This window comes from Pelomonas sp. BJYL3 (assembly GCF_027257975.1).
GTDB lineage: Bacteria > Pseudomonadota > Gammaproteobacteria > Burkholderiales > Burkholderiaceae_C > Roseateles_B > Roseateles_B flavus.
Map to the genome: position 1 here is coordinate 253144 of NZ_JANZKX010000003.1, position 25348 is coordinate 278491.

Sequence of the window (25348 nt, forward strand, 5' to 3'; positions counted from 1 at the left end):
GCCATGGGTGACGGCTATCTCCTCGTCTCCGCCCACCACTGCGCGCCCGACATGGGCAGCGAGCATGCGGTCGGCTGGAACCTGGTCTCGCGGCTGGCCCGCCAGCGCCCGCTGATCCTGGTCACCCAGGACAACGAGTTCCGACCGGCGGTGGAACGGGGCATGGCCGCACTGCGGGCTCAGGGCTGCGATGTCCACGACTTCTACGTGCGGCACGGCAGCCGCACCGACGGCCGCAAGAACAGCCTGCGCCTGGGCTACTACCTGACGTACATCGTCTACCAGTGGCGCGTCTACCAGCTTGCGAAGACGCTGCGCTCGCGCTTTCGCATCGTCGCCGCCCACCACCTCAACATCGTGGGCTTCCGCGAGCCCGGTTTTCTCTGGAAGTTGGACTTGCCCTTTCTCTGGGGGCCGGTAGGTGGGCTGGTCTACACGCCGCGCGCCCTGTTCGGGGAGCTGACGCTGAAGATGCGTCTCTTCCTGAACCTCACTGAATGGATCACCCGGCTGCAGTTCCGGCTGAGCCCGCGCGTGAAGGCTGCCTACCGGGCCACGCAGCGACCGGGCGGTGCCTTCATCGCGGCCACGCAGGACATCGGCCAGCGCTTCCAGCGGCGCTTCGGCGGCAGCTTCCACTGGATCCCCGAGACCGGCGCCGAGGACATCCCCGAGGAGCAGCTCGCGCGCACGGCCACGGGCGGTGGCGCCTCGCTGCGCCTGCTGTGGGCGGGCGCGCTGGTGGACCGCAAACCGCTGGGCATGCTGCTGGACGCCATCGCCGCGCTGCCAGCCGCGGCGCGTGAGCAGATCGAGCTGACCGTCGTGGGCGACGGCGACTCCCGTCCCCGCTACGAGGCCCAGGCCCAGGATCTGGGCATCCGCGCGACCTTCCACGGCTGGGTGAGCCACGCCCAGGCCCAGGCGCATTTCAGCCAGGCGGATCTCTTCGTGCTGCTGAGCGTCAAGGACCTCACGACCAATGTCGTCTTCGAGTCCCTGGCCCACGGCCTGCCCGTGCTGTGCCTGGACCACCATGGCTACGCCGAGATCGTGGACGACAGCTGCGGCGTCAAGATCCCCATCGGCACGCCCGGCGGCATGCGTGCCGCCATCGGCACGGTGCTGCAGGGCTTCCTCGGCGACCGCCAGGCGCTCGCCCGGCTCGCCCCGGGCGCCCGGCAGCGTGCCCGTCAATTCACCTGGGACCGCAATGCGCTGGCCATCGGCCGCCTGCTGCCCCCGTCCCTGTAAACCGCCGGCCGTTCCGGCCCGCCCCCTTTGAGCATGCGCGTACTTCAGATCAACAACTTCGAACATATCGGCGGGGGCTCGGACCGCGTCTACCAGCTCACGACCCGGATGCTGCTGGACCAGGGGCATGAGCTGGCAACGCTGGCCTGCGGCGACACCTCCTTCGACGCGCGCAAGACCACCGTCCTGTTGCCGCGCAACGGCTATGTCCAGCCCAATCCGCTGGCCACGCTGCGAAACTTCCGCGAGTTCATCTACAGGCCCGAGGCCGCGCAGCAGCTGGACGCCCTGATCACCGCCTTCAAGCCGGAAGTGGCGCACCTGCACATCTTCTACGGCCAGCTCAGCAACGCCATCCTGGAGGTGCTCAAGCGCCGTCAGGTGCCGACGGTGATGACGGTCCACGAGTACCGCATGCTGTGCCCGGTCTCCACGATGTTCACGCCGGAGCTGGGCGTCTGCGAGCGTTGCGCCACCGGCAGCTACCGCCACGCCGTGCTGAACCGCTGCAATCGCAACAGCGTGCTGGCGTCTTCGCTGTCGGCGCTGGAATGCCGCACGCGCGACCGCCGCTTCGACTACGTCAGCCACATCGACCACTTCTTCATGGTCTCGCAGTTCTGCCGAGACAAGCACATCGAGTACCGCCCCGCCATCGCGGCCAAGTCCTCGGTGCTGTACAACTTCGTCGACAGCCCCGGCCCCGCCAGCGGGCAGCCGACGCCACGCAGCTATCTCTACTGCGGCCGGCTCTCGCGCGAGAAGGGGCTGGGCATGCTGTGCCAGGCCTTCGCCCGCCGCTCCGAAGACCAGCTCCTGATCGCAGGCGCCGGCCCCATGGAGGCGGAGCTGAGGGCGGCCTACGCGGGGCTGCCCAACATTCGCTTCCTCGGCAAGCTGGACGCTCCTTCGCTGAAGGCGCAGATCGAGCAGGCCTGGTTCACCATCGCGCCCTCCGAGTGGTACGAGAACAATCCCATGGCCATCCTGGAGAGCTTTGCCGCCGGCACGCCCGTGATCGCGGCGCGCATCGGTGGCATTCCCGAGCTGGTCATCCCCGGCCGCACCGGCCTGCTGTTCGAGCCCTCCGACCAGCCCGGCCTCGCCGCCCAGCTGGACCAGGCCGGCCGCATGGCGCCCGCGGAGCGCCAGGCCCTGGCCGAGGGCGCACGCGGCCTCATCCGCAGCCAGCACCTGGCCGAGCACCACTACGCGCTGCTCATGGACGGCTACCAGGCGGCCTGCCGCGCATCCCGGGAGCCTTGAGGCATGGCGACGATTGCCTTCATCGGATCCGCCGGCATCCCCAACCGCTACGGCGGCTTCGAGTCCTTCGCCGAGCACTGCACGCCCGCCATGGTGGCGGCCGGGCATGAGGTCATCGTCACCTGCGACGCCCGCCTCTACCCCGACCGCGCGCCCGACTTCAACGGCGTACGCCGACTCTTCCTGGACACGCCAGCCAATGGCGCGGCCTCGGTGCTGCACGACCTCTTTGCCTTCTTCAAGGTCTTCCTGCGCAGCAGCCACATCGTGGTCCTGGGCGTCTCGGGCGGCCTGTGGTTCCCGCTGTTCCGCCTGCTGTGCGGGCTGTCGGGCAAGCGGCTGCTGGTGAATGTGGACGGCATCGAGTGGCGGCGAGACAAGTTCAGCCCCCGCAAGCGGCGCCTGCTCAAGGTGCTGGACAGCCTGGCCCAGCGCTTCGCCCACCGCATCATCTACGACAACGAAGGCCTTGCGCCCTTCCTCGTTCCCAGCTGCCGCGGCAAGTCGCATTGCATCGCCTATTCGGGCGACCACGTCCTGCGCGTGCCCGGCACCGCCGTCGAGCCGGGCACGGCCCTGACCGTGTGCCGCATCGAGCCGGAGAACCAGCTGGAGCTGATGATCGAGGGCTTCCTCGCCTCGCCGCTGCAGCGCTACACCCTCATCGGCAACTGGAACCACAGCCCCTATGCACGCCAGCTGCGCGCCCGCTATGCCCACGAGCCGCGGCTCGCCCTGCTCGACCCCATCTACGACCCGCACGCACTGGCTCAGCACCGCGAGCGCTGCGCTGTGTACCTGCACGGCCACAGCGTGGGTGGCACCAACCCCTCGCTGGTGGAGATGCTGTTCTATGACTGCGAGCTGCTGTGCTTTGACGTCAGCTTCAACCGCCACACGGCCCAGGACTGCGCCCGCTTTTTCGCAGACGCGCCTGCGCTGACCGCGCTGCTGCGCCAGCCTCGCCCACCCGAGGCCGGCCGCCAGGCCCTGCGCCGGGCGTACAGTGCGCAGCACATCGCCGGCCTGTACCTGCAGCAGATCCTGCACGGTCAGTCCGCCTGAGATCGCGGCCTGTTGCCCTCCACCCGCACCTCCACCGCATGATGAAGATCAAACGTCTGTTGACCGCCCTGCAGAGGCGGCTGTCACGCCTGACGGACTGGCGGCTCGTGCGCTGGAACCGGCTGGCCAGCCACCAGCAGCGCTGGTATCTGCGGCGTTTCCTGAAGTGGCAACCCATCGACCTGGTCCTCGACGTGGGCGGCAATGCCGGGCAATTCGCCCAGCTGGTCCGCGCGGCCGGCTACCAGGGCTGGATCATCAGCTTCGAACCCCTGCCCGACATGGCGGCGCAGCTGCGCCGCCTCGCCGAGGCCGACGGCCGCTGGCAGGTGGTCGAGAAGGCCCTGGGCGAGCAGCCCGGGCGGGCCAGCCTGCAGGTCACCAGCACCTCGCCGATGAGTTCCCTGCTGGAGCCCGTGCAGGATCCCAGCAGCGCGATGGCGCAGTTCAGCGAGGTGAGGCGCCGCCTGGACGTCGAGCTGATCACCCTGGACGACTTCCTCCGCGAGGATCCCCGGGCCCAGGCGGCACAGTCCATCTACCTCAAGCTGGATGTGCAGGGCTTCGAGATGCCCGTGCTCAACGGCGCGCGCCGCAGCCTGGGCAAGGTCGCGGCCATCCAGGCGGAGCTGGGCGTCGCCACCGTTTACCATGGGCAGACGCAGTACCGCGAGCTGCTGGCCTGGCTGCACGAGGCGGGCTACGTGCCCTCCCTGTTCACGGCGCATGACTACGAGCTCTTCCCCGAAATGATCGACTTCGACGCCCACTTCGTCCGCGCCGACATCCTGGCCGCCTCGCTGCAGGCCCGCCAGGCCCAACGTGCCGCCGCGGGTCTGCGCCAGCTGGACGCCTGAGCCATGGCCTTCGACTACACCGCCATCGACGCTGACGGCCGCCAGCTCAGCGGCACCCTGCCGCAAGACAGCGAGCCGGAGGCCCTGGCCGAGCTGAACAGGCAAGGCCTGACCCCCATCCGCCTGGACCGCAGCCGCGCCAAGGCCCCGGGCTCGGGTGCGCGCCGCCAGAAGAAGATCCCCCCCGGTGTGGCCGCCGTGCTCTTCATCCGCGAGCTGGCCTCCCTGCTGCAGGCGGGGGTGACGCTGGAGGAGTCGCTGCGCACGCTGCTGGAAGGCCGCAAGGGCTCGGCCCAGGAGACCGTGCTGACGGCCATCCTGTCCGACGTCCTGGCGGGCGAGCGCTTCTCCAGTGCGCTGCGCACGCACGCGGCGCCCGGCAGCCTGCCGCTGCCGAACTTCGTGCTGGCCCTGGTGTCCGCCGGCGAGTCCACCGGTGACCTGCCCGCCGCGCTGGGCCGCGCCGCCGACCAGATGGAATTCGACGACCAGATCCGAGCCGAGACCTCCGAGGCCCTGGTCTACCCCGCCATCCTGATCATGGCGGGCGCCGCCGCCGTGCTCTTCGTCTTCTCCTTCGTGGTACCGCGCTTCTCCACCCTGCTGGCCGGCAAGCGGGCGGACCTGCCCTGGCTGTCCGCGGCGGTGATGAGCACCGGCGAGTTCGTCAACCAGCACAGCGTCGCGCTGCTGATGGCCGCCGCTGCCCTGGTCGCGGGCGGCCTGGCACTGCGCAAGGCACTGGGGCCCGAGCGCATCCGCAGTGCGGCCGCCGAGCTGCCGGTGATCGGCCCCTGGCTGCAGCAGCAGGAGCTGTCCCGCTGGACCGGCATGCTGGCCCTCATGCTGCAGAGCCGGGTGCCCATCCTGACCTCGCTGGACCTCACGGCCGCCGCCGTGTCCCTGCCCGAGGTCGCGACCAAGCTGCGCCAGACCCTGGCTGACATCGGCCGCGGCGAAAGCATCTCCAGCTCACTCTCGGAGCGCGGATTGCTCCCGCCCAGTGCGCTGAGCATGGTGCGCGTCGGCGAGCGCACCGGCCAGCTGGGCCAGATGATGGGCCATGTGGCGGCCTACGCCCTGGAGCAGAACCGCCGGCAGCGTCGCCGCCTGGTGGCGCTGATCGAGCCGGCGGCAATTCTGGTGCTGGGCGGTATCATCGCGCTCGTCATCGTGGGGGTGGTGCTGGCCCTCACATCCCTGTCCGAGGTCAAGTTCTGAACATGCGTAGCTCCCGTCACCCGTCGCGTTCGCGCGGCTTCACGCTTCTCGAAATGCTGGTGGTGCTGGTCATCATCGGCCTGATCGCCGGCCTGGTCGGGCCCCGCCTGTTCGCCAAAGTGGATTCCTCCAAGGTGCAGACGGCGGGCGTGCAGATCAAGCTGCTGCGCGGCGCCATCGAGTCCATGCGCCTGGATCTGGGGGCCTATCCCACGGCCGAGCAGGGCCTGGACCTGCTGGTCACCGCCCCAACCGACGCCAAGCTGCGCGAACGCTGGAAGGGCCCCTACCTGGACGAGGCGGTGCCCGCCGATCCCTGGGGCAACCCCTACCAGTACCGCATTCCCGGCGAGGACGGCCGGCCCTTCTCCATCGTCTCCCTGGGCGCCGATGGCAAGCCCGGCGGTGAAGGCAACGACGCCGACATCGGGCTTGGCAAGCGTGGTGAAGCGGGCAACTGAGCGGCAGGTTCGCGCTCCCGCCGGACTCTCTGCATCCCGGGGCTTCACCCTGCTGGAGGTGGTGATCGCCTTGAGCATCATCGGCCTGCTGACGGCCGTGGCCGTCCCTGCGCTGGCCAAGCGGCTGGAGTCCGCCTTCGAATCCGCCGACCTGGCCCAGGTGCGCAGCAGCGCCGAGCTGCTGTCCACGCGTCTGGCCACGCTGGGCGTCGAGCTGCGGCTGGACGCCAAGTCCCAGGCCCGCCTCCTCCCCGACGGCCGCCCGCCCCTGGATCTGCCTCCCGGGTGGACCCTGGACAGCAAGGCCCCGCCCGTCTTCGGCCGCCTGGGCGCCTGCGAACCGGGCGAGGTGCAGATCAGAGATCCGCGTTCCCAGCGCCAGTGGCGCCTCCAGTTCGCCGCCATCAGCTGCACCGCCAGCTTCGCCGCCACCGAGTTCCAATGACCCACACGCAGCAGCGGGGCATCTCCCTGATCGAGGTCATCGTGGCCCTGGTCGTCATCTCGGGCTTCGGCGCCGCCCTGTTCGTGTGGGCGGGGCAGACGCTGAAGACGGCGAGCCGGGCGATGGCGGTGCTGGATGAGATCGCGCTGGAGAGCAATATCACGGAGTTTGCGGTGAGCCTGAATCCCGCCGTAGCCGGGCAGGGCCGCATGGACCTGGGCAGCCAGGTCTACGAATGGAGCTCGAAGCTTGAGCGCGACCCTGCAGACCATGTGCGCCACCCCGCCGGTATCAGCCCCTACCAGGTCTCTGTCTATGCGGTGAAGGTGCGCGTGCTGGACAAGCAGAGCGGTCGCCTGCTCGGCCAGGGCGAACGCCGGGTAGCCGGCTACAAGCAGGTGCGGGTGCGCCCATCGGGCCCACCCGGCTTCAACACGCCATGAAACCCTTGCGCACCAGGCGGCGGGACCGCGGACTGTCCTTGCTGGAGGTGATGGTCACCGTCGCCATCTTCGCCATGCTCTTCGGCGTGCTGATGGCCGGCTGGCATCAATCCATGAAGGCGCAGACGCAGCTGAGCAGCGCCGCGGACGCCATCCAGCGCCGGCAGCACCTCAACACCCTGCTGCGTCAGGTCGTCGCGGAAGCCATCAACCCCGGCTACCAGAGCGGGCTCAAGTTCATGGGCAGCAACACCGGTTTCGCGATGGAATCGACGACCTCCCTGTTGCCTTCCATCGGCAATGCGCCGGTGGACATGGAGCTCAAGCTGGTGACCGGCCCGGAGGGCGCGCGGCTCAATGTCACCCACCAGGGGCAGGCCGGCGCCGCCTTCGATTGGGTATTCGACCGCTTCGATGTGCGCTATGTGGATCATGCAGGCGCCCTGCACGAGGCCTGGCCGCCGGCCCGTCGCAGCGACCGCCCGGTCTCGACCACGACCGACACCGAGCAGTTGCCCGCCCTCCTGGTCTTCGCCTACCGCTTGCGCGGCGAGAGCACGGAGCAGCTCCTGCTGGCCGCCCCGCGCAATTCCGCCTGGGAATTGGCGGAACCGTCCACTCCCTTGACCGGCATGGGGCTGCAATGAAGCAGGACCAGGGCTTTGTGCTGCCTGTCACCGTCATCATGCTAGCCCTGGTCAGCGTGGGCATCGCGCTGATGTCGCATCGCAGCGACGAGACCCGGGCGCTGGTGATCGAGGCCCGCGAGGAGCAGAAGGCGGTGCAGCTGGTGGAGCGGACCCGAGCCGAGGCGCTGTACCTCAGCAGCGCCCTGTACCGCCGCCTCGACAGCCTGGGCACCATCAAGCTGGACGGCCGCTTCTACCGCACCGAGGACGGCGTGATGGTCAGCTACCAGGACGGCGGATCGCTCTTCAACCTGCGTCGCGCGCGGCGTGACGAGCTGCTTCATCTGTTCCAGGCCGTGGGCTTCACCGATGGCCTGCAGATGGACCAGCTCGCCGATCGCCTGCTGGACTACACCGACACGGATGATCTCCAGCACATCAACGGCGCCGAACGCCCGGACTACCAGCAGGCCCGAATGCCCGTGCCCCGCAACGAAAGGCTGGCCACGCCCTCCGAGCTGCAGCGCCTGCTGGGCTGGAAAGATCTGCCCGAGGGGCCCAGGCAGGCCTTGCTGGACCATGTCTATATCGGCCCCCAGCGCACGGTCAACCGCTACACCGTGACGGCACCGGTGCTGTCCGCCATCAGCGGGATGGACCCTGCCGCCGCGCAGCAGCTGGTCGACCAGCGAATTCCTGGTACGCCGGTGCGAATAGAATCCGCCATCTCGCAGACAGGCGGCAGCTACCTGGCCGAAGGGCGTTACATCATCGTGCCTTCGTCCACGCTGCTGGTCAGGATCTGCGTGCCAGGCCGGGCCTGGTGCCAGCACCTGAGCATGACCAGCACCGGAGAAAGTCCGAACGGTCCCTGGCATGCGGACTACGGCTACCGGCTCCCGCGTACGAAGGACCTGCCTCCCGCCAAGGATGTGGAGGCGCTGCCCAACCAGTTGCCGGACAAGCCGCCACCGCCCCTGTATTCACCCTTTGCCAACAGCCTCCCGTGAGCCTACAGATCTCCGACCTCTGGCCCTCCAGGCGCCAGCCCGCAGAGCCGGTCGCCCGCGCCAGGCTGCAGGCCCTGCGCCTGAAGCTGCCCGGCCTCAAGCGCGCGCAGCAGCTGGCGGCGGTGCGCCTGCAGCTGCTGAGCTTCTACCCGAAGGGCCACTTCGCCTTCGCCTGGCGGGAACTTGCGCCAGGCGATGTCTCGGTCTGGGCCTGGGCGCTGGAAGACAAGGACGGCACCGCTCGCCGCCCGAGCCAGCAATGGCCCGAGACCCTGCTGGAGTCCGACGGCAACGGCCTGCACCTGCTGCAGCGCCAGCCCGGTTTCGAAGGCCAGCACTGGGCTGATGGCCAGCTCCAGAGCAGCCAGTGGTGGCCGCATCTGCCCTCCGAGGCCGAGTGGGCCCGCTTCGCCCGGGCCACCGGCCATGACGCGGACGAGCAGCCCCGTCCCACCCCCAGGCAGCGCACGCAGCAGGCTGAGCCACCCCGGCAATGGCTGCGCGGCGACAACCTCCCCAAGCCTGATCCCTGGCAGGGCTGGCACTGGCAGGCCGCCCTGCTGGTACTGGGCATGGCGATCAGCGCCGCCCTGGGCATCCACCTGCAGACCCGCAGCCAGCTCGAGCACGACAGGCAGCTGCTCGCGGATCTGCGCAAGCAGCGCGAGACCTCGCTGTCGCAACGCTCCCAGTACGAGCAGCTGCGCGAGGACCATGAGGCCCTGCTGAGCCTGGCCCCCCAGCTGACCCAGCTGGAGCTGCTGGACCGCGTGATCAGCAGCGGCGTGCTGGCCGTGCCCGTCACCCAGGCCGGACTGGCTTCGCAGGCCAGCGCCACGGCAGCGCCCACGGCGGGCAATGCCTTCACGGCGCCGGCACCGGGCGCCGTCCCGGCGACCGTTCCCACGCCGGTCCTGGCCGAATGGGACTACCGCAATGCCCAGCTCAAGATGACGCTGGACATCCCCGAAGGTGACATCGCGATGCTGGACACCACCCGCCGCATCGAGCAGCTGGCCAATATCTCCGGGCTGAAGATCGGCCTGGAGTCCAGCAACAACAGCCTGACCCTGAGCATGCGGGTGGACGACGCCAAGCCTGCGAAATCCGGCGGCACCGCAGCCGCCAGCAAACCATGACCGCCCTCTCCCGCGCCTGGCAGCAGCTGCGCCAGCAGAAACTGGACAAACGCGTCCTGTGGCTCCTCGCCGCGGGCGCGCTCACCGTGGCCGGCGAGCTCTCGCTGCGCGCCTGGGACGCCCACCAGAAGCTCGCCGCCGAACTCAAGACCGTGCGCGGCAGGGTCCAGCTGCTGCAGAGCTCCGCTGACAAGATCGACTGGGCCCAGCGCACTCAGGCCCTCGGCGCGGCGCACGAAGCGCTGCAAGGCCAGCTGTGGCACGCCCCCAGCGAGGCCCAGGGTCAGGCCATGCTGCGGGACTGGCTCAGCAGCGTGCTCAAGGACGAGAGTCTCAAGCGGGTCAGCATCGCGCTGCAGCCCCCTGTAGCGGCCGCCGCCTCTGCCCTGAACCCCGACAAGGACAAGGACGCGTCACCCGCCCAGGCCGGAAAGGGTCTGCGCCTGGCGATGCAGGCCATCCGCGTGCGCGCCACGGTGACTTTCGAGCTGGCACCCGGCGCCATGGAAACTGCGCTCCAGCGAATCGAGCGCGGCGGCCAGCTGGCCAGCGTAGACACCCTCACCGCCTCCCGACGCAGTCGCCGGGTGGAGCTGACCGTGTCCCTGCCCGTGATCGTCGATGCCGCGCCGAGCGGCGCGAGCCAGAAGCCATGAACATCGCCCTAAGAATCCTCATCGCCCTGCTCTGCTGCAGCCTGGCAGGCGCACTGGGCTGGCAGCTGGGCCGGCCGGCCGCGCTGGCCGGCCGCGCCGCGCCTGCCGAGGCCGGCGAGGCGCTGGAACAGAAGGTCCTCGGCAGCCTGGACGATGACGACACCCTGTCCCGCCGCATCAGCGCCGCCGACCCCTTCGGCCTGACCCGCAATGCGCCGCTGGCCGCCCAGCCGGGTGCAGCGGCGGCCAGCGCCGGTGGCGACCTGATCACCTGGCGCCTGGGCGCCCTGGTGGTCCGCGGCCCCGAGCGCTACCTGGTGCTGACCGCCGCGGGCCAGAAGCCCCTCAAGTTGAATGTGGGCGACAAGCTGCCGGACGGCGACAAAGTCAAGGCCATTGAACCCACCCATGCCGTGATTCAAGGCGCCCGCGGCAAGACCCGAACGATTTACCTGACCGAGCCATGATCCAAACCCCTGCCCCGCTTTTCGCTCCGGCCCGCCTGGCCAGGCCCCTGATCGTGGCCGCGGTGTCCGCGCTGTGCGGCTGCACGCATTGGTCGCCCACCATCCTGCCGGACCGTCCGGCCGAGGCCCTGCCCAAGGCGCCGGGCAATGCGCAGCCGCTGCCCCCCGTGGCCGCCGCACCCAGCGCTGCGGCCAGCGACGCGGATGGCGGCAAACCAGCCACGCGCAGTACAGGCACCAACCGCCTGTTCCAGACGCCGCCCATGCCTGCGGCCGAGCGCAATGCAACCAGCGCCCCGGCGCCCTCCGTGAGCGGCGGCGCCGAGCAGGAAAGCGCAGTGGCGCTGGACCAGATGCCGCTGCCACTCTTCATCGAGACGGTCTACACCACCATTCTCAAGAAGAACCTGTCCATGGACCCGGCGATTGCACAGCGCAAGGAGCTGGTGTCGCTGAAGTCCGGCAAACCGCTGTCCGCCACGGCGTTGTCGCAGACGGCGCGGGGCGTGCTGAAGTCCTACGGCCTGACCGTCACCGAATTCGACGGCCTGGTCCGAATTACGCCCACCAACGGCAACACAGGCTACTTGCCCGAGCTGATGCGCGGGCGCAGCCTGCCCGACGTGCCGGCGAGCTTGCGGCCCATCTTTTTCCTGGCGGAGATGAGCAGCGTCTCGCCCACCAATGTGTCGTCCTGGTTGCGCACCCTGTTTGGCCAGCGCGTCAATGTGCAGGAAGATGTCGCGCGTCAGGCCGTACTGCTGAGCGGCTCGTCCGACGACATCGCCGCCGCGCTGGAGGCCATCGACGTCCTGGACCAGCCCATGATGCGCGGGCGCGTCAGTGCGCGTGTAGCCCCTCTGTTCTGGTCGGCTGACGAGTTGGCCAAGCGCTTGTCCGAAGTACTCCAGGCCCAGGGCTACAACGTAGGGACCAGCGCGGGGGCGCAAGCACCTCTGGTTCTCCTGCCCATCGGGCCCTTGAATTCGGTCATCGTCTTTGCCGCCGACGACGGTGTCCTGAACCATGCCCTGCGCTGGGCCACCGAGCTCGACCAGCCGGCCAGCGGCCGAGGCACGGCGGGCTACTTCACCTACCCCGTGCGCAATATGGACGCCGCGGATCTGGCCAAGACGCTGCAGGATGTGATGAACCCAGCGGGCGCGACGAACAACGCCAATGCCGTCCGTTCACGGGTGGTGGTCAACGCACCCACCAACACCCTGATCATCCAAGGCAACCCAACCGAGTATCAGCAGTGGTTCGGGCTCCTCCAGGAGCTGGATCGCCCTGCACGCACGGCGCTGATCTCCGTGACCATTGCCGAAGTCCGTCTGACCAATACAGAGCAGATGGGCTTCGACTGGCTCCTGCGGCAATTCACTGTGGGCGGCTTCAACGTCAATCTGCGAAACAAGACCGGCCAGTCGGATACGGCCGGCAACTTCGTGGCCACGATCAAGAGCAACGGCAGCAGCACCAATGCCCTGCTCAACGCCCTCGCCGCCACCAACAAGGCCCGCATCCTGGCCAACCCCAGCGTCATGGCCCGCAACGGCGAACAGGCCTCGATCCAGGTGGGCCAGGATGTGCCCATCATCACCCAGCAACAGCAGGGCGTCGGCTCCACCTCCACGGTCCCGGGCGGCGTGGCCCAGCAGAACATCCTGCAGACCATCCAGTACCGCAACACAGGCGTGATCCTGAAAGTGAAGCCTGTCATTCACGCCGGCGGACGCATCGACGTGGACGTGGACCAGGAAGTCAGCACGGTGCTCAAGACATCGGTGGGCGTCACCAGCACACCCACCATCCAGAACCGCAAGCTCAGCACCAAGCTGTCAGTCAGCGACGGCACCACGGTGCTGCTAGGCGGCCTTATGCAGGAAGAGAACAAGCTGGATGACTCGGGCGTGCCTTGGCTCAAGGACATCCCGTTGGCCGGCCATCTGTTCAAGAATTCCACCGATACCCGGGACCGCACCGAACTCGTGATCTTGATCACACCCTATGTGATTTCCAATGAGTTCGAGGCCCAGGCCATCACCGAAGCCTTCCGCAATCAATTCCGCTGGGACTCCACGGGCAGCGGTCAGAAGCTGCGTACGCCACAGGAGCAAGCGGCCCCGCAAGCCCCTGTCGATGGCAGCTTGTCAAATGATCCAAATCAAATCCCGGCAAAGCCTTATGTGCTTCCGGCACCTGACGTCAAGCAGCAGCCGCTGAGCGAGCGTCAAAAACCCCGTCAATCCGTCGTCAGGAAGCAACAAAACCCTCCGGACTTTCCCCTGGAACCAAGCGTTACATCACCAGGCGCGGCGGCATCGAATAACGTTGCGGGGCAGGGTTCCGCGATCGGTGCCCCGACCGGCAAGAACAAGCTGGGCGACGGCAAGACCGTGGAAGATCCACAGATACTGAAGGAGCTTATGGATGCATTGAACAAAAAGCGTTGACCCAGCCCCTAGCTTCAAGGCGTTGCAACGCTGATCGAAGCCAACCGTAAGTCGTTCCGTGGGCCCCAGGCCCGACCTTCAGTAGGTCCCAAGCAACAAAACCTCAAAAGCCACGCCGATACACCGATTGCGGCCCATAAATGAATGGGTATACTGCGCCCCAGCTGTCACATCAACCACTGGTGCAGCGGCCGCTGGAAGCAACATCAGTGCACCGGCGTGCTTGTTGAGGTGTCAACTTCATACAATCTCGAGGAAATTCAATGAAACAAAAGCTTCTTTCTGCACTGCTGATGAGCGCTTTCGCTGGCGTGGCCACCACCGCTAGCGCTGGTGTGATCCAGGCTTCCTACAAGAACTTCGCTGCAGAAGCCTTCGGTGCGGACATCTCCATGGTGGCCCCCACCATCGGTTACTCGCTGGCCCTGCCCCTGACCGGTACCGCCAGCAACCCGAACAGCTTCGTGGTGACCTACACCCTGACGGCTGGTGAGTGGGATGCCGCCGACAAGCCGGGCGCCACCCTGGTCAGCACCAACAATGCTGACTTCCTGGATGCTGCTGCTGGCGTCATCGACCCGACCGACAAGCGCAAGATCACGTTCTCGTTCACTCTGAACAACGGCGTGACCTTCCCCACCGGCTCGACGATCGTGCTGGGCACCAACAACGTCGCTGGTTCCGTGAACCAGCCCGTTGGCGGTCCTCCCGCTGTCGTGGCTGACGAAGTCACCCAGGGTAACGGCAAGATCAAGAAGGTCTACACCACCCTGCAAGTGCCGGCCCTGACCGCGAACTATTGCAACCCGACCACCGCTGAAATCGGCGTGTCGATCAAGCTGACGAACGCTGCTGGCGTCGAATTCGACTCCAATTTCTCCAGCGCTCCTCTGAAGAACGACACCCCGATCCTGCAGTCGGGCGTGGCCACCAAGTCGGTCATCACCCCCAGCAGCGCGTTCGCCACTGCCGCCACTCGCGAATCGTCGCGCGTTGACGTGCTGGTGGGCTCGCTGGGCATGCTCTTCACCGCTTCGGAAGAAGGCGTTGCTGACGTTACCGACGCCACCGCTCCGGTCAAGCAAGTGCTGAATGTGGGCTCCGTTGAAATCGCTGACCGCGCAGCTCTGTACGACACCGACGGCGTCAAGATCTACGGCGTGGCTACCGGCTTCGACGCTACTGACGTCGCTGCTGACGGCAAGATCTCGCAGAACGGCCTGACCTTCAAGCTGGCTGGCAACTTCGTTGCTGGTGGCCTGGTCACGCTGAACAGCGCAGCTAACTGCGCTGCCGGTACTGATCTGGACACCGCCGCGAACACCACCACCTTCAACGCTGGTCTGACCGAAGCCACCATCGCTATCGATGCAGCTCACCTGGCCAACAACAAGAAGGTCTACGTGTGCTACACCGTGCCTGGCGACGCCGTGATCCCGGTTTCCCAGTTCGCTGTGACCAGCGGCACGCTGGCTCGTGGTACCGCTTCGAAGGAACTGGCTACCCCGATCTGCCCGGCCAATATGTACAACCTGACCGCCAATGGCGTTCGCGTGGATGTGCGTAACTACATCCCCGCAATCGTCGAGGCTCCGTCTGGTGGCTGGAAGAACGTGATTCGGGTGATCAACACCGACGAATCGCAGCCGTCCGTCGATGTGTACGGTACCGCTCTGCTGCGTAGCGGCAAGCTGGGCGCCACCGCCGTCATCGCTGCCGGCATGAAGCCCCGTGAAGTGCGTTACCTGTCGGGTGCGACTATCGACGCCAAGCTGAACGCCGCGGCTACCGCCGCCAAGCCGACCTTCGGCGCTGACGACATCGATGCCAACGCTCGCCTGCGCATCACCGCTGCTGCTTCGTCGATCCGCGTGCAGAACTACCACTTCAACCCGGCCACCGGCAACTACCTGGAAGCTTCCGCTGCCCAGGGTGACGAGGGTCCGGACTACGTGCGTGCTCGCGATCGCGACAACAAGTAATCTGCTTCGGTAGATTGCTGTACAAAGCGGGGGTTTCGACCCCCGCTTTTTTTATGGCTGAACCGGTTTGCACGGCAGCCGTCAGCCACCAGATTCCCTCTCGATTTCATGAAGATCGGCCAACTCCTGATCCAGAAGCAACTGCTCGATGACACCGGCCTGGCCCAGGCCCTGACCGAGCAGTCCCGCAGCCCGACGCCGCAAAAGCTGGGGGCCATCCTGGTCAGGCTGGGCCTGGTCTCCGAGGCCAGCCTGTACCAGGCACTGTCCGAGCAGCTGAACCTCCCACTGTGGTCGCACGACCCTGAGCACATCGCCCTCGCCCGCATGGCCCTGGAAGCCTCCAGAGCCCTCCCAGCGGCCCTGGCCAAGCGCTGGCAGGCCTTTGCCTATCCCTCGCCGGACGGCGCCTCCTGGCAGCTCATTGCCCGCGATCCGCTGCAGCCCGAGCTGGCCGAGTACACCCAGCGCCTGGCGGGCCCCCTGCCCCTGGCTTTGAAGCTGGCCAGCAACCAGGACCTCAGCGCCGCGCTGGAGCAGCTGTACGCCACCAAGCCGGCCGGCAGCTACAACCTCAGCACGGACCTCCGGCAGCTGGCGCAGGACGCGCCCATCGTCGAATTCGTGGCCACCATGCTCTCGCGGGGGACGGACCAGAACGCCTCCGACATCCACGTGGAGCCCACCGAACAGGGCTTCGTGGTGCGCTACCGCGTCGACGGCCATCTGCGCGCCACCGAGACCCATGGCCGCGAACGCTTCGACGCCGTGGTCAGCCGCATCAAGCTGGTCAGCGGCCTGGACATCGCCGAGCGCCGCCTGCCCCAGGACGGCCGCTTCTCCACCCGCGCGGCCGGCATCGACACCGAGATCCGCGTTTCCGTGATCCCCGGCGTGCATGGCGAATCCATCGTCATGCGCCTGCTGCCCAAGACGGCTCACCGCCGCTTCAAGCTAGAGGCCCTGGGCTTCGAGCCCGACCACCTGGCCGCCCTGCAGGCCAGCCTGCAGGAACCCGACGGCATCATCCTGGTGACGGGCCCCACGGGCTCCGGCAAGAGCACCACGCTCTACGCCGCCCTCGCCGCCACGGACACCGACAGCACCCGCGTGCTGACCGTTGAGGATCCCGTCGAATACCAGCTGCCCGGCATCACCCAGTTCCAGGTGCAGTCGGACATCGGCTTCACCTTCCCGGCGGCTCTGCGCGCCATCCTGCGCCACGACCCGGACACCATCATGATTGGTGAAATCCGGGATCCCGAGACCGCCGGCATCGCCATCCAGGCCTCGCTGACGGGCCACAAGGTGCTCTCCACCCTGCACACCAACGACGCGCCCTCGGCCTTCGTGCGCCTGATCGACATCGGCGTGGAACCCTTCCTGCTGGCGGCCAGCGTGCGAACGGTCATCGCGCAGCGCCTGATCCGGCGCCTGTGCCCGCATTGCGCCCGCAGCCTCCCGCAAGTGGAGCTGGGTGATCAGATGACGGCCATGGCCCGGCGCCTGCACCTGGACGCCGGCGAGCCTTATCTGGGCCGTCAGGCCATGGGCTGCGAGCAATGCAGCGGCACGGGCTATCGGGGCCGCGTGGCCGTGCACGAGGTGCTCAGCGTGACGCCCGAACTGCGCCACCAGCTGACCGCTCCTGGCCTGTCCGACCAGATGATCCGGGAACGTGCGCCGGCCAACTTCCGTACACTTCAGGAAGACGCGCTGCTGAAATTTTGGCGAGGCGATACCAGTCTGGCCGAGGTGCTGTCGCTGGCAGGTACCCATGCGATGGCGGATATCAGCTGAGGCCCACCTCAAGTTCCCCTCGCCTCTAGGGCCCGTCTTTCCTTATTCAGTCTCGACTTATCCAAGTGCAACGCATGACCATGCTTCATTTTCGTCGTTCTGCCCTGCTGTCGCTGCTTGGCGCCGCCCTCGCGAGTCTTGTCGCGCTGCCTGCCACTGCTGCCGCAAAGCCCAGCCCCAAGCCCGGCCCTGCAGTCTCCGCCCCCCAGGCCGACCTCCCGCCCCCGAAGGAAGCGCCCGTCGAGCTCCAGGCCTGGGAGAAGCGCCGCCTGGCCTATGCGGAACTTACCCGCAAGCTTCAGAGCGGCGATGCTTTAGCGCGCAAGGAGTTCGAGATGCGCATGCGGCAGTTCGAGAAGTCGCCCTTCGATCTGACGCCGCTAGAAAGCATGGACATCATCGGCTCCGTCTTCGTGCCTCAGGCCGGAGTGGAAAAGATGCTGCCGCTGATCGCCGCGCAAGCCGCCCTGGGACTCTATGACGCCTACCGCTTCTCCAGCAATATCGGTCAGACTGAGCTGACGTATGGCGAGCGCTTTCTGCCCCGTCCGCTGACGTTGGCTGGCAAGGAGCAGGCTGCCGCCTCGCGCAAGTACCTGCAGGAGCATCCGCAGCGCGCCGCCGAGCTGGTGCGCCAGGGCATTGCGCTGGCCGATGGCGAACGTCTCGCGCCCGCCTACGACCCCAAATGGATCACCGCCCTCGACCGCAGCCGCGAGTTCTGCCCGCCGGGTGCGTCCTGCCCCAAGTTCGAGCCGCCGGCCCGCGAGGAATGGCCCGCCATCTGGGCCCGTGTCGTCAAGGAAGTCACCGACTACTACCAGGTCGAGCCCGAGCAGGCCCCGGCGCCTGCCGCGCCGGCCTCGGCCGCCCGCTGATCCTGGCGGAAGCCCAGTCTTCCAAGCCCGCGCCCAGCGCGGGCTTTTTTGCGTCCGCGATCAGCCGCTGATCGAGCGGACCGTGCGCCAGATGATGGCCAGATCCCGCGCCAGCGAGGCCTCGCGCACATAGGCGCAGGACAGCGCCAGCTTGCGTGGCAGCAGCACCTCGACGTACGCGCGCTCGGGATCCGCCGCCGCGGCCAGCACGCTGCTCTCGTCACGGAATTCCAGCGAGGCCGGATCGGTGATGCCCGGCCGCACGGAGAGCACCAGCTCGCGCAGCTCGGCTGGGTACAAGGCCACATAGCGCGGCACCTCGGGCCGGGGCCCGACCAGACTCATCGCGCCGCGCAGCACGTCCCACAGCTGAGGCAGTTCGTCCAGCTTGCTGCGCCGGATGAAGCGGCCGGAACGGGTAATGCGCGGGTCCTCGCCGATGGTGATCTGCGGCCCCAGCGCCGGCGCATCCACCCGCATGCTGCGGAACTTGTGGATGAAGAAGGGCCGGCCGAAGCGACCCACACGCTCCTGGCGGAACATCACCGGGCCGGGCGAATCCCACTTGATCCACAGCGCCACGCCCAGCAGCAGCGGGGACAGCAGCAACAGCCCCAGCGCGGAGGCCAGGATGTCGAAGAGGCGCTTGGCCATGGACTGCCCTGCCCGCTTCAGCGCAGCGCGATCTCGCGCACGGCAGCGATCACGCGCTGGACGTCCGCGTCCGTCATGGCCGTGTACAGCGGGATGCTGAAGGTGCGCTCGTAGGCCTTCTGCGAATGCGGGAACTGCTCCGGCGTGAGCTGGTAGCGCTCACGCCAGTAGGGCTGCTGGTGCAGCGGGATGTAGTGCACGCTGCAGCCGATGCCGCGGGCGAACATCTGCTCGATGAAGGCGTCCCGCTCCACCGCGCATTCGTCGGCCAGGCGCAGCACATAGAGGTGCCACGAGTGTGTGTCCCCTTCGATGGGCTGAGGCGGCAGGATGAGCGGCAGGTCCGCGAAGGCCTCGTTGTAGGCCTGGGCGATCTGCTCGCGCCGCGCCTGGAAGCCCCTCAGGCGCTTGAGCTGGTGCAGGCCCAGGGCCGCGGCGATGTCGGTCAGGTTGTACTTGAAGCCCGGCGCCACGATCTCGTAATACCAGCTGGGCACCTTGGCGGTGAAGCGGTCGAAGGCATCGCGGTTGATGCCATGCAGGCGCATGACCTTGGCGCGTGCCGCGATCTTCGGGTTGCGGGTGACCAGCATGCCGCCCTCGCCCGTGGTCATGGTCTTGTTGGCGTAGAAGCTGAACACCGTGGCGTCACTGCCCATGGTGCCGATCAACTCCTTCTCCAGCGTGGTGGGCAGGGCATGCGCGGCGTCCTCCACCACGCGCAGGCCGTGCTTGCGGGCGATGTCCAGGATGGCCAGCATGTCCGCCGCCAGCCCGGCATAGTGCACGGGCACGATGGCTTTCGTTCGCGGCGTGATGGCGGCCTCGATGAGGGCCGGGTCGATGTTGAGCGTGGCGGGGTCGATGTCCACCAGCACCACGTCGGCGCCCAGGTAGCGCACCACCTCGGCGGTGGCGGTGAAGGTGTGGGTGGTCGTGATGACCTCGTCCCCCGGGCCCACGCCGATGGCCTCCAGCGCCAGGTGCAGGCCGGCGGTGGCGGAGTTGACGGCGATGCACTCGATCTCGGGCTCGCCCAGGAACTCGGTGAAGGCCTGCTCGAACCTGCGGGCCTTGGGGCCGGTGGTCACCCAGCCGGAGCGCAGGGTGTCCACGACCTCGGCGATCTCCTCCTCGCCGATCTCGGGCAGCGCGAAGGGCAGGAATGGCAGGTCGGTACCCTGGGGAGCGGACATGGCGGCGGTCTTTCGAAACGGGGGATCGGTGGGAATTGTCGGCGAGCGCGACTCAGGGCGCGCCGGCGCCGCGCAGCGCATCGATGAAGCGCTGCGCCAGCACCGGGTAGGTGTGCTGTGCCAGCACGAAGGCACGGCCGCGTTCGCCCATGGCCGCGCGCTCGGCAGCGCTCAGGGCCAGCAGGCGCTGCACGCCGGCGGCCACGGCGGCCGGGTCCTCGGGCGGCACGGTGAGGCCGGCGCCGGCCTCCGCGACCGGGTCGTTGCCTGCCTCCACGGAGTGCAGCACCACGCGGCGCGCCATCAGGTAGTCCATCAGCTTGTTGGGCGCGATGCCGAAGCGGTAGATGGGCGTGCGCTGCCAGCCGATGTAGGCGATGTCGAAGAGGCCCAGCAGCGCGGGGATCTGGCGCTTGGGGATGGGCGGGAAGAAGCGCACGTGGCGCAGGCCCTCGGCCTCGACACGGGCCTGCAGGCGCTCGCGCTCATGGCCGTCGCCCACCAGCACCAGGGACACCGGCGCCGACTGCAGCAGGCGCGAGGCGTCCAGCAGCACGTCCAGCGCGTTGGGCAGGCCCATGGAGCCGGCATAGCCGAGCACCTGGCGGCCCGCGGCGTGCTCGGTGGCGATGTGGGCGGCGATGGCGGCGTCCACGGGCTCCTGGCGCGACTCGTCCCACTCGTCCAGCGTGATGCCGTTGGGCACGATGTGCAGCTTCTTCAGGTCCAGGCCATGCGCGGCCATGTGCTGCTGCACCTTGGGCAGCATGGAGACGACCACGTCGGCATCGCGGTAGGCCTCGTCCTCGGCCTTCTGGCACAGCATCGCGAACGGGTGGCGGGGCGACATGCCGGACAGCTCGATGGGAGACAGCGGCCAGAGGTCATGCACCTCGTAGACCAGCTTGGCCTTGGCGGCGCGGGCCACGCGGCGGGCCACCCAGACGTCCATGGGATAGGTGCTGGACGCGATGACCGCATCGGGCTGGAAATCGCGGGCGAGGATGTCGGCGTCCTTCCAGACCTGGCGGCAGAAGGACCAGATGTTGCGCACCCGGCCCAGGCCGTTGCCCTGGTAGGCCGGTGTGGGGTACCAGCAGTAGGAGACGCCCTCGATCTGCTGCGGCCCCACGCGCGGCTGGGTGCTGCGCACATGCGAGTGCGAGGCGGCCAGGATCAGCACCTGGTGACCGGCGCGCACCCATTCGCGCGCCAGATAGAAGGGCCGGTATTCCATGCCGTGCTCGGGCGAGCCGGCGTAATGGTTGATCAGGAGAATGCGCATGGAAGGAGATCAGCGTGCCGGCGCGTCCAGCGCCTTCAGACGGTCGACGAAACGGCGCACGGCCGGCGGGAACAGGGCATGGCGGGCCACCCACTCGCGGTTGACGGCCCCGACGGACTCGCCCTCCACGAGCAGTGTCTCCAGCCGGTCCAGCAAGACCTGACCCTCGGCTTCGGCGCCCTCGGCCAGCACCAGGCCGCGCTGGCCATCCGCCAGCAGCTCGCGATTGGCCGGCAGCTCGGACAGCAGGGGCAGGCACTCGTGGGCCAGGGCCTCCAGCACCGAGACCGAGACCGAGTCGCTCGCCGGCAGGCTCAGGAACCAGCGGGCGCGGGCGTAATGCACGCCTTGCGCCTTGGGCTCGAGCCGGCCGACGAACTCCACGCGGCCGTCCAGGCCCAGGGTCTTCGCCTGGGCCTCCAGCGCGCCGCGAAGGCTGCCGTCATTGGCCATCACGAGTCGGGCCTCTGGCTTGAGCCGGGCGATGGCGGCGAAGGTGGCCAGCACACGATCGGGGCGGTAGAGGGGCTCCAGGCCACGATTGCTGAAGAACAGCCAGGGCTGCTTGCGCACGTTCTGCTTGGGCAGGGCCTCCAGTCCGAAGGGGAAGGTCATGACCTCGCCCGCGCCCAGCTCGTGCATGCGGGCGCTCATGTGCTGCGAGTCCGAGGTGCACAGCGTGCAGGCCCGCAGCACGCGCGAGGTCAGCCAGCGGTAGGCCCAGCCCTGCTGCGGCGTCACCAGGATGTCGCTGCCCCAGGCCGATCCGGCGATCTTCGCGCGCAGGCGCCAGCCCGTCTTCGCGGCCCAGGCCAGGGTGCCGTGCGAGGTGAGGTAGTGCGGGAGCAGCCAGTCGGCATCGACCTGCGCCAGCCAGTGGCCCAGCCGCGGCAACGTCTTGAGCACGGCCACATTGCCACCGGCATGGCGCGGATCGGTGCCCAGCACCAGGCGGCACTCGGCCGGCACGAGGGCCTCGAAGGCCGGCGTGAAGCCGCGCGAGGAGGCCGCATGCAGATGCAGGCCCGGCACCGCGGACAGGGCACGCGCCCACTTGAGCAGGTGCGGGCTTTCGCCATCACCGATCAGGACCAGCTTCACGCGCGGGCTCCTTGCTGCAGGGAAGTCGGGGAAGGCACGCCGCCACGCCAGATCCAGGCCAGCAGCGCCACGAAATAGAAGGGCAGCAGCAGCGAGACCGCACCCAGCGCCTCGCGCAAGGCACCGCCCTGCCCCAGCACTAGGCCCAGGGCCGCGATGTACAGGGCATTGCCGGCCAGGCTGAAGACCAGCGCGCCGGCCTGGCGGCCCGTCACCATGGGGGCCACCGTCAGCGGTGCCGCGATGAAATGCGCCGCCACGTAGGGCGCGAACCAGCGGGCCAGCTCGCCGGACACGCGCCACTGATCGCCCAGCAGCCAGGCGAAGAGCGCGGGGCCCGTGATCATCAGCAGCACCATGCCCGGCAGGGCCAGCCCGGCCAGGGCCCAGAGGCTGCGGCGCAGGCGCGGACGCAGGCTCTGCCCGCTGCGCCAGTCCGCCGCCAGCGTGGACAGCAGGACCTCGGACAGCGCCCCGCCGATCAGGCTGGCGGGCGCCTTCACCAGGCGCACCATCACCGCGTAGTAGCCAGCCGCCGCGGCACCCGCCCAGGCGGTGATGAAGGCCAGCACGACGGTCTCCTGCAGTGCATTGACGAAGGCATGCGGGCTGTTGATCAAGGGGAACTGTCGCTGCCGTTCGGCCACGCGGCGCAGGTGCCGCACATGGCGCTGCCCGGCGACGAGCGTGCGAGAACGCCGCCAGCGCAGGCGCAGCCCTCCGGCCTGCAGCCACAGCGGCGCCAGCACGCTGCTCAGCAGCTGCGCCACGACCAGGGCTGAGGCGGTGGTCCAGCCCGCCAGCATGGCCAGCCCCTGCGCGGCGGCCAGCCCGCCCTGCTGCAGGACGCGCGACTGCCCGATCAGACCAAAGCGCCCCTGGCGATTGGCCCACAGCGTCATTGCCTGCTGAAGGCCGGCCAGCGCCACCACGGGGCCCAGGGCCAGCAGGGCTGGGTTCAGCGCGGACAGCCCGGCCCAGCGCCCGCCCAGCGCGGGGGCGCCCATGATCAGACCCAGGCTCGCCGCCATCGAGAGCAGGCCCGTCAGGCCGGCGATCCACAGGGCCAGCTCCAGCAGCAGGGCGGCCTCGCCCATCCGGCGCGGCAGCAGCACGGCGTACTCGTAGCGCAGATTGGCCACCGTCGCCAGATTGGCCGCCAGCGCCGCGAAGAGGGCCCAGTGCCCCAGGGCCTCGGGGCCGAACTGGCGCGTCAGCAGGGGCGCCATCAGCAGGGGGATGGCCTGGCTGAGGGCCGCGGCCGAAGCCAGCTGCGCGAAGCGTTGACGCAGGCTCATGCTGCCGCCCCCCGGGCCAGGGCGCGCAGGCCCTGCTGCTGGCGCGGGGAGAGATCGGCATGCAGGCCCAGCGGCAGGTTCAGCACCGCGCGGGCCGCCGCCTCGCCCTGCGGGCAGGCGCCGGCCTCGTAGCCGTAGCGCAGGCTGCCCGCCGGGTGCACCACGTCGTCGAACCAGACGCCGGGCACGATGTCCAGGGCCACGAGGCCGCGCATCACCGCGGCACGCTGCGCCGCATCGTCGATGCGCACGGGATAGCGCAGCAGCACCTCGCCCTCGCCATGCTGGGGCAGCGTCCAGCCCGGGGCGCCGGCCAGCAGGGCGTCGTAGGTCCGGGCCTGGCGGCGGCGCAGGGCCCACAGGGCCTCGGCACGCCGTGCCTGCTGCAGCCCCAGGGCGGCGGACCAGGGGTGCAGGCCCAAGGCATAGTCAGGCGCCGAGGCGCCGCTGAGCTCGCTGTCGGGCGTGCGGGCCACCACGCCGGCCGCGCGGGCCGGCAGGCGCAGCACGGCGCTCAGGCCCCGCATCAGGGCACCCGGCAGGGACTGCCCGAGCCGGTGCCAGACCAGGGTCAGGACTTGCCGCAAGACCTGACCCCGCTTCGGCACGCGCAAGGCCGGCAGGCGCCGGGCCATGCGCGCGCGCAGTGACACGTCGTTCAGCACGAGCGCGCCGCCGATGCCCGTGGTGAGGGGCTTGGAGTACTCGAAGCTGAAGAAGGCCGCCTGCGCGCGGGTGCCGGCCATGCGGCCTTCGGCGTTGCGGCTGCCCCAGGCATGGGCCGCGTCCTCCACGAAGACCACCGAGGGAAAGCGCTCGCGCAGCGTCTCGATGCCGTCCATGCACAGGCCGAAGTTGTGAGGCAGCACCACCAGGGCCGTGCGCGGCGTGATGGCCTGGGCGATGGCCTCGGCGTCGGGGTTCCAGCCGCCAGGTGCGATGTCCACGTAGCGGACCGGCAGGCCCAGGTGCAGGAAGACGTTGGGCACGACGACGCAGGTGTAGCCCGGCAGCAGCACCTCGGCGTCCGGCGGCAGCTCAAGACCCGCCACCAGGGCATGCAGAGCGCTGCGCCCGCTGCCGAAGAGGGTCACGCGGGCGGCGTCCAGGCCCAGGCTGGCGGCGAAGGCCGTACGGAACTTCAGCAGCGAGGCCTCGCTGTCGAGCAGGGCCTGCAGCGTCGCCGTGAGGAGGTCCCACCAGCGCAGCGCGCCGGTGACATGGCCCTTCATGCGGACAGCCCTTCTGCGCCGTCCAGGCGCCGCAGCGCGCGCGCCGGTGCGCCGCCATAGAGCCAGCCCGAGGCCAGGCGCCCGCTGACCACGGCATGGGCGGCCACGGCGACGCGATCCTCGATCACCGAACCCGGCAGGACCGTCACGCGGGCTCCGATGAAGACATTGCTGCCAATGCGCACCTCCGCCCGGCGGTACTGCTGGCGGAACAGGCCTGCGCCCTGCACGTCGTTGGATTCGCAGAACAGCATCAGACCGGGGCCGATGGCGACGTCGTCGCCGATCAGCAGCTGCTGCGCGCCCACGAGCAGATAGCCGCCCGGCGCCAGATGGCTGTCACGACCGATGCGGAAGCGCCCGCCCGCCGTGGCCAGGATCTGCACGCCGCGGTACAGGATGCTGCGTTCGCCGATCGCGCAGCCCTCGCCATGGCGCAGGCGGACGCCCGGGTGCACCTGCGCGCCGGCGCCCACGGCCAGGCCCAGCATGCCCAGCCAGCGGGCGCGCACGCGGGCACGCAGGGCATCGAGGCGGTAGCCCAGCAGCATGG

At 68.8% G+C, this 25348-nt stretch carries 24 protein-coding genes; 17 read left to right on the plus strand and 7 right to left on the minus strand.

Annotated elements, in window-relative coordinates; all coding sequences use genetic code 11:
• Positions 1–3 precede the first annotated feature (3 nt).
• The 17 genes from O9Y01_RS10840 (at position 4) to O9Y01_RS10920 (ending at position 18029) form a co-directional block, all read left to right on the plus strand.
• Positions 4–1254, plus strand: coding sequence for a glycosyltransferase family 4 protein (locus O9Y01_RS10840; RefSeq protein WP_269631604.1), 1251 nt, complete (start codon positions 4–6; stop codon positions 1252–1254).
• Positions 1255–1287: 33 nt separating this feature from the next.
• Complete coding sequence (locus O9Y01_RS10845; RefSeq protein ID WP_269631605.1) at positions 1288–2520, plus strand: glycosyltransferase; 1233 nt, start codon at positions 1288–1290, stop codon at positions 2518–2520.
• Between the two features lie 3 nt (positions 2521–2523).
• The gene (locus O9Y01_RS10850) at positions 2524–3585 is read left to right on the plus strand and encodes a DUF1972 domain-containing protein (RefSeq protein WP_269631606.1); all 1062 of its coding nucleotides are present in this window, start codon (positions 2524–2526) and stop codon (positions 3583–3585) included.
• A gap of 41 nt (positions 3586–3626) precedes the next feature.
• Positions 3627–4442: an FkbM family methyltransferase gene (locus O9Y01_RS10855; protein ID WP_269631607.1), complete on the plus strand. Its 816-nt coding sequence runs from the start codon at positions 3627–3629 to the stop codon at positions 4440–4442.
• A 3-nt stretch (positions 4443–4445) separates the two neighbouring features.
• On the plus strand, positions 4446–5663 hold the full coding sequence (locus O9Y01_RS10860) for a type II secretion system F family protein (protein ID WP_269631608.1): 1218 nt from the start codon (positions 4446–4448) through the stop codon (positions 5661–5663).
• 2 nt (positions 5664–5665) lie between these two features.
• On the plus strand, positions 5666–6124 hold the full coding sequence (gene gspG, locus O9Y01_RS10865) for a type II secretion system major pseudopilin GspG (protein ID WP_269631609.1): 459 nt from the start codon (positions 5666–5668) through the stop codon (positions 6122–6124).
• Positions 6108–6569: a type II secretion system protein gene (locus O9Y01_RS10870; protein ID WP_269631610.1), complete on the plus strand. Its 462-nt coding sequence runs from the start codon at positions 6108–6110 to the stop codon at positions 6567–6569. The genes gspG and O9Y01_RS10870 overlap by 17 nt, the downstream gene beginning before the upstream one ends.
• Positions 6566–7012, plus strand: coding sequence for a type II secretion system protein (locus O9Y01_RS10875; protein WP_269631611.1), 447 nt, complete (start codon positions 6566–6568; stop codon positions 7010–7012). Before O9Y01_RS10870 ends, O9Y01_RS10875 begins: the two co-directional genes overlap by 4 nt.
• Entirely contained in the window at positions 7009–7659 is a 651-nt protein-coding gene (locus tag O9Y01_RS10880) for a type II secretion system protein (RefSeq protein WP_269631612.1), read from the plus strand. The genes O9Y01_RS10875 and O9Y01_RS10880 overlap by 4 nt, the downstream gene beginning before the upstream one ends.
• Positions 7656–8651: a general secretion pathway protein GspK gene (locus O9Y01_RS10885; protein WP_269631613.1), complete on the plus strand. Its 996-nt coding sequence runs from the start codon at positions 7656–7658 to the stop codon at positions 8649–8651. Before O9Y01_RS10880 ends, O9Y01_RS10885 begins: the two co-directional genes overlap by 4 nt.
• A complete protein-coding gene (locus tag O9Y01_RS10890; protein ID WP_269631614.1) occupies positions 8648–9790 on the plus strand; it encodes a hypothetical protein in 1143 nt (380 codons plus the stop codon). The genes O9Y01_RS10885 and O9Y01_RS10890 overlap by 4 nt, the downstream gene beginning before the upstream one ends.
• Entirely contained in the window at positions 9787–10446 is a 660-nt protein-coding gene (locus O9Y01_RS10895; RefSeq protein WP_269631615.1) for a hypothetical protein, read from the plus strand. Before O9Y01_RS10890 ends, O9Y01_RS10895 begins: the two co-directional genes overlap by 4 nt.
• Positions 10443–10913: a hypothetical protein gene (locus tag O9Y01_RS10900; RefSeq protein WP_269631616.1), complete on the plus strand. Its 471-nt coding sequence runs from the start codon at positions 10443–10445 to the stop codon at positions 10911–10913. The genes O9Y01_RS10895 and O9Y01_RS10900 overlap by 4 nt, the downstream gene beginning before the upstream one ends.
• Positions 10910–13369, plus strand: coding sequence for a secretin N-terminal domain-containing protein (locus tag O9Y01_RS10905; protein WP_269631617.1), 2460 nt, complete (start codon positions 10910–10912; stop codon positions 13367–13369). Before O9Y01_RS10900 ends, O9Y01_RS10905 begins: the two co-directional genes overlap by 4 nt.
• Positions 13370–13632: 263 nt before the next feature.
• Complete coding sequence (locus O9Y01_RS10910) at positions 13633–15351, plus strand: hypothetical protein (RefSeq protein ID WP_269631618.1); 1719 nt, start codon at positions 13633–13635, stop codon at positions 15349–15351.
• Positions 15352–15459: 108 nt separating this feature from the next.
• A complete protein-coding gene (locus O9Y01_RS10915) occupies positions 15460–17151 on the plus strand; it encodes a GspE/PulE family protein (RefSeq protein ID WP_269631619.1) in 1692 nt (563 codons plus the stop codon).
• A 74-nt stretch (positions 17152–17225) separates the two neighbouring features.
• Positions 17226–18029, plus strand: coding sequence for a hypothetical protein (locus O9Y01_RS10920; protein ID WP_269631620.1), 804 nt, complete (start codon positions 17226–17228; stop codon positions 18027–18029).
• Between the two features lie 60 nt (positions 18030–18089).
• Here O9Y01_RS10920 and O9Y01_RS10925 read toward each other — a convergent pair whose 3' ends face one another.
• Genes O9Y01_RS10925 through O9Y01_RS10955 form a run of 7 tightly spaced genes read right to left on the minus strand, consistent with a single transcriptional unit; the run spans position 18090 to position 25346 of the window.
• Positions 18090–18683, minus strand: coding sequence for a sugar transferase (locus O9Y01_RS10925; RefSeq protein WP_269631621.1), 594 nt, complete (start codon positions 18681–18683; stop codon positions 18090–18092).
• A 17-nt stretch (positions 18684–18700) separates the two neighbouring features.
• On the minus strand, positions 18701–19879 hold the full coding sequence (locus O9Y01_RS10930; RefSeq protein ID WP_269631622.1) for a DegT/DnrJ/EryC1/StrS family aminotransferase: 1179 nt from the start codon (positions 19877–19879) through the stop codon (positions 18701–18703).
• A 52-nt stretch (positions 19880–19931) separates the two neighbouring features.
• The gene (locus tag O9Y01_RS10935) at positions 19932–21164 is read right to left on the minus strand and encodes a glycosyltransferase family 4 protein (protein ID WP_269631623.1); all 1233 of its coding nucleotides are present in this window, start codon (positions 21162–21164) and stop codon (positions 19932–19934) included.
• A 9-nt stretch (positions 21165–21173) separates the two neighbouring features.
• Complete coding sequence (locus tag O9Y01_RS10940; RefSeq protein WP_269631624.1) at positions 21174–22265, minus strand: glycosyltransferase; 1092 nt, start codon at positions 22263–22265, stop codon at positions 21174–21176.
• On the minus strand, positions 22262–23563 hold the full coding sequence (locus tag O9Y01_RS10945; protein ID WP_269631625.1) for a lipopolysaccharide biosynthesis protein: 1302 nt from the start codon (positions 23561–23563) through the stop codon (positions 22262–22264). Before O9Y01_RS10945 ends, O9Y01_RS10940 begins: the two co-directional genes overlap by 4 nt.
• Complete coding sequence (locus O9Y01_RS10950) at positions 23560–24795, minus strand: DegT/DnrJ/EryC1/StrS family aminotransferase (RefSeq protein WP_269631626.1); 1236 nt, start codon at positions 24793–24795, stop codon at positions 23560–23562. The genes O9Y01_RS10945 and O9Y01_RS10950 overlap by 4 nt, the downstream gene beginning before the upstream one ends.
• A complete protein-coding gene (locus tag O9Y01_RS10955) occupies positions 24792–25346 on the minus strand; it encodes an acyltransferase (protein WP_269631627.1) in 555 nt (184 codons plus the stop codon). The genes O9Y01_RS10950 and O9Y01_RS10955 overlap by 4 nt, the downstream gene beginning before the upstream one ends.
• Positions 25347–25348: the final 2 nt, after the last annotated feature.

Excerpts from the sequence above, each read along its gene's own strand:
- gspG (WP_269631609.1), top strand. The coding sequence starts at position 5,666 with ATGCGTAGCTCCCGTCACCCGTCGCGTTCGCGCGGCTTCACGCTTCTC.
- O9Y01_RS10875 (WP_269631611.1), top strand. The coding sequence starts at position 6,566 with ATGACCCACACGCAGCAGCGGGGCATCTCCCTGATCGAGGTCATCGTG.
- O9Y01_RS10885 (WP_269631613.1), top strand. The coding sequence starts at position 7,656 with ATGAAGCAGGACCAGGGCTTTGTGCTGCCTGTCACCGTCATCATGCTA.
- O9Y01_RS10850 (WP_269631606.1), top strand. The coding sequence starts at position 2,524 with ATGGCGACGATTGCCTTCATCGGATCCGCCGGCATCCCCAACCGCTAC.
- O9Y01_RS10880 (WP_269631612.1), top strand. The coding sequence starts at position 7,009 with ATGAAACCCTTGCGCACCAGGCGGCGGGACCGCGGACTGTCCTTGCTG.
- O9Y01_RS10925 (WP_269631621.1), bottom strand. The coding sequence starts at position 18,683 with ATGGCCAAGCGCCTCTTCGACATCCTGGCCTCCGCGCTGGGGCTGTTG.
- O9Y01_RS10920 (WP_269631620.1), top strand. The coding sequence starts at position 17,226 with ATGACCATGCTTCATTTTCGTCGTTCTGCCCTGCTGTCGCTGCTTGGC.
- O9Y01_RS10895 (WP_269631615.1), top strand. The coding sequence starts at position 9,787 with ATGACCGCCCTCTCCCGCGCCTGGCAGCAGCTGCGCCAGCAGAAACTG.
- O9Y01_RS10945 (WP_269631625.1), bottom strand. The coding sequence starts at position 23,563 with ATGAGCCTGCGTCAACGCTTCGCGCAGCTGGCTTCGGCCGCGGCCCTC.
- O9Y01_RS10905 (WP_269631617.1), top strand. The coding sequence starts at position 10,910 with ATGATCCAAACCCCTGCCCCGCTTTTCGCTCCGGCCCGCCTGGCCAGG.
- O9Y01_RS10840 (WP_269631604.1), top strand. The coding sequence starts at position 4 with ATGGGTGACGGCTATCTCCTCGTCTCCGCCCACCACTGCGCGCCCGAC.
- O9Y01_RS10935 (WP_269631623.1), bottom strand. The coding sequence starts at position 21,164 with ATGCGCATTCTCCTGATCAACCATTACGCCGGCTCGCCCGAGCACGGC.
- O9Y01_RS10845 (WP_269631605.1), top strand. The coding sequence starts at position 1,288 with ATGCGCGTACTTCAGATCAACAACTTCGAACATATCGGCGGGGGCTCG.
- O9Y01_RS10955 (WP_269631627.1), bottom strand. The coding sequence starts at position 25,346 with ATGCTGCTGGGCTACCGCCTCGATGCCCTGCGTGCCCGCGTGCGCGCC.
- O9Y01_RS10900 (WP_269631616.1), top strand. The coding sequence starts at position 10,443 with ATGAACATCGCCCTAAGAATCCTCATCGCCCTGCTCTGCTGCAGCCTG.
- O9Y01_RS10855 (WP_269631607.1), top strand. The coding sequence starts at position 3,627 with ATGAAGATCAAACGTCTGTTGACCGCCCTGCAGAGGCGGCTGTCACGC.
- O9Y01_RS10930 (WP_269631622.1), bottom strand. The coding sequence starts at position 19,879 with ATGTCCGCTCCCCAGGGTACCGACCTGCCATTCCTGCCCTTCGCGCTG.
- O9Y01_RS10915 (WP_269631619.1), top strand. The coding sequence starts at position 15,460 with ATGAAGATCGGCCAACTCCTGATCCAGAAGCAACTGCTCGATGACACC.
- O9Y01_RS10910 (WP_269631618.1), top strand. The coding sequence starts at position 13,633 with ATGAAACAAAAGCTTCTTTCTGCACTGCTGATGAGCGCTTTCGCTGGC.
- O9Y01_RS10950 (WP_269631626.1), bottom strand. The coding sequence starts at position 24,795 with ATGAAGGGCCATGTCACCGGCGCGCTGCGCTGGTGGGACCTCCTCACG.
- O9Y01_RS10860 (WP_269631608.1), top strand. The coding sequence starts at position 4,446 with ATGGCCTTCGACTACACCGCCATCGACGCTGACGGCCGCCAGCTCAGC.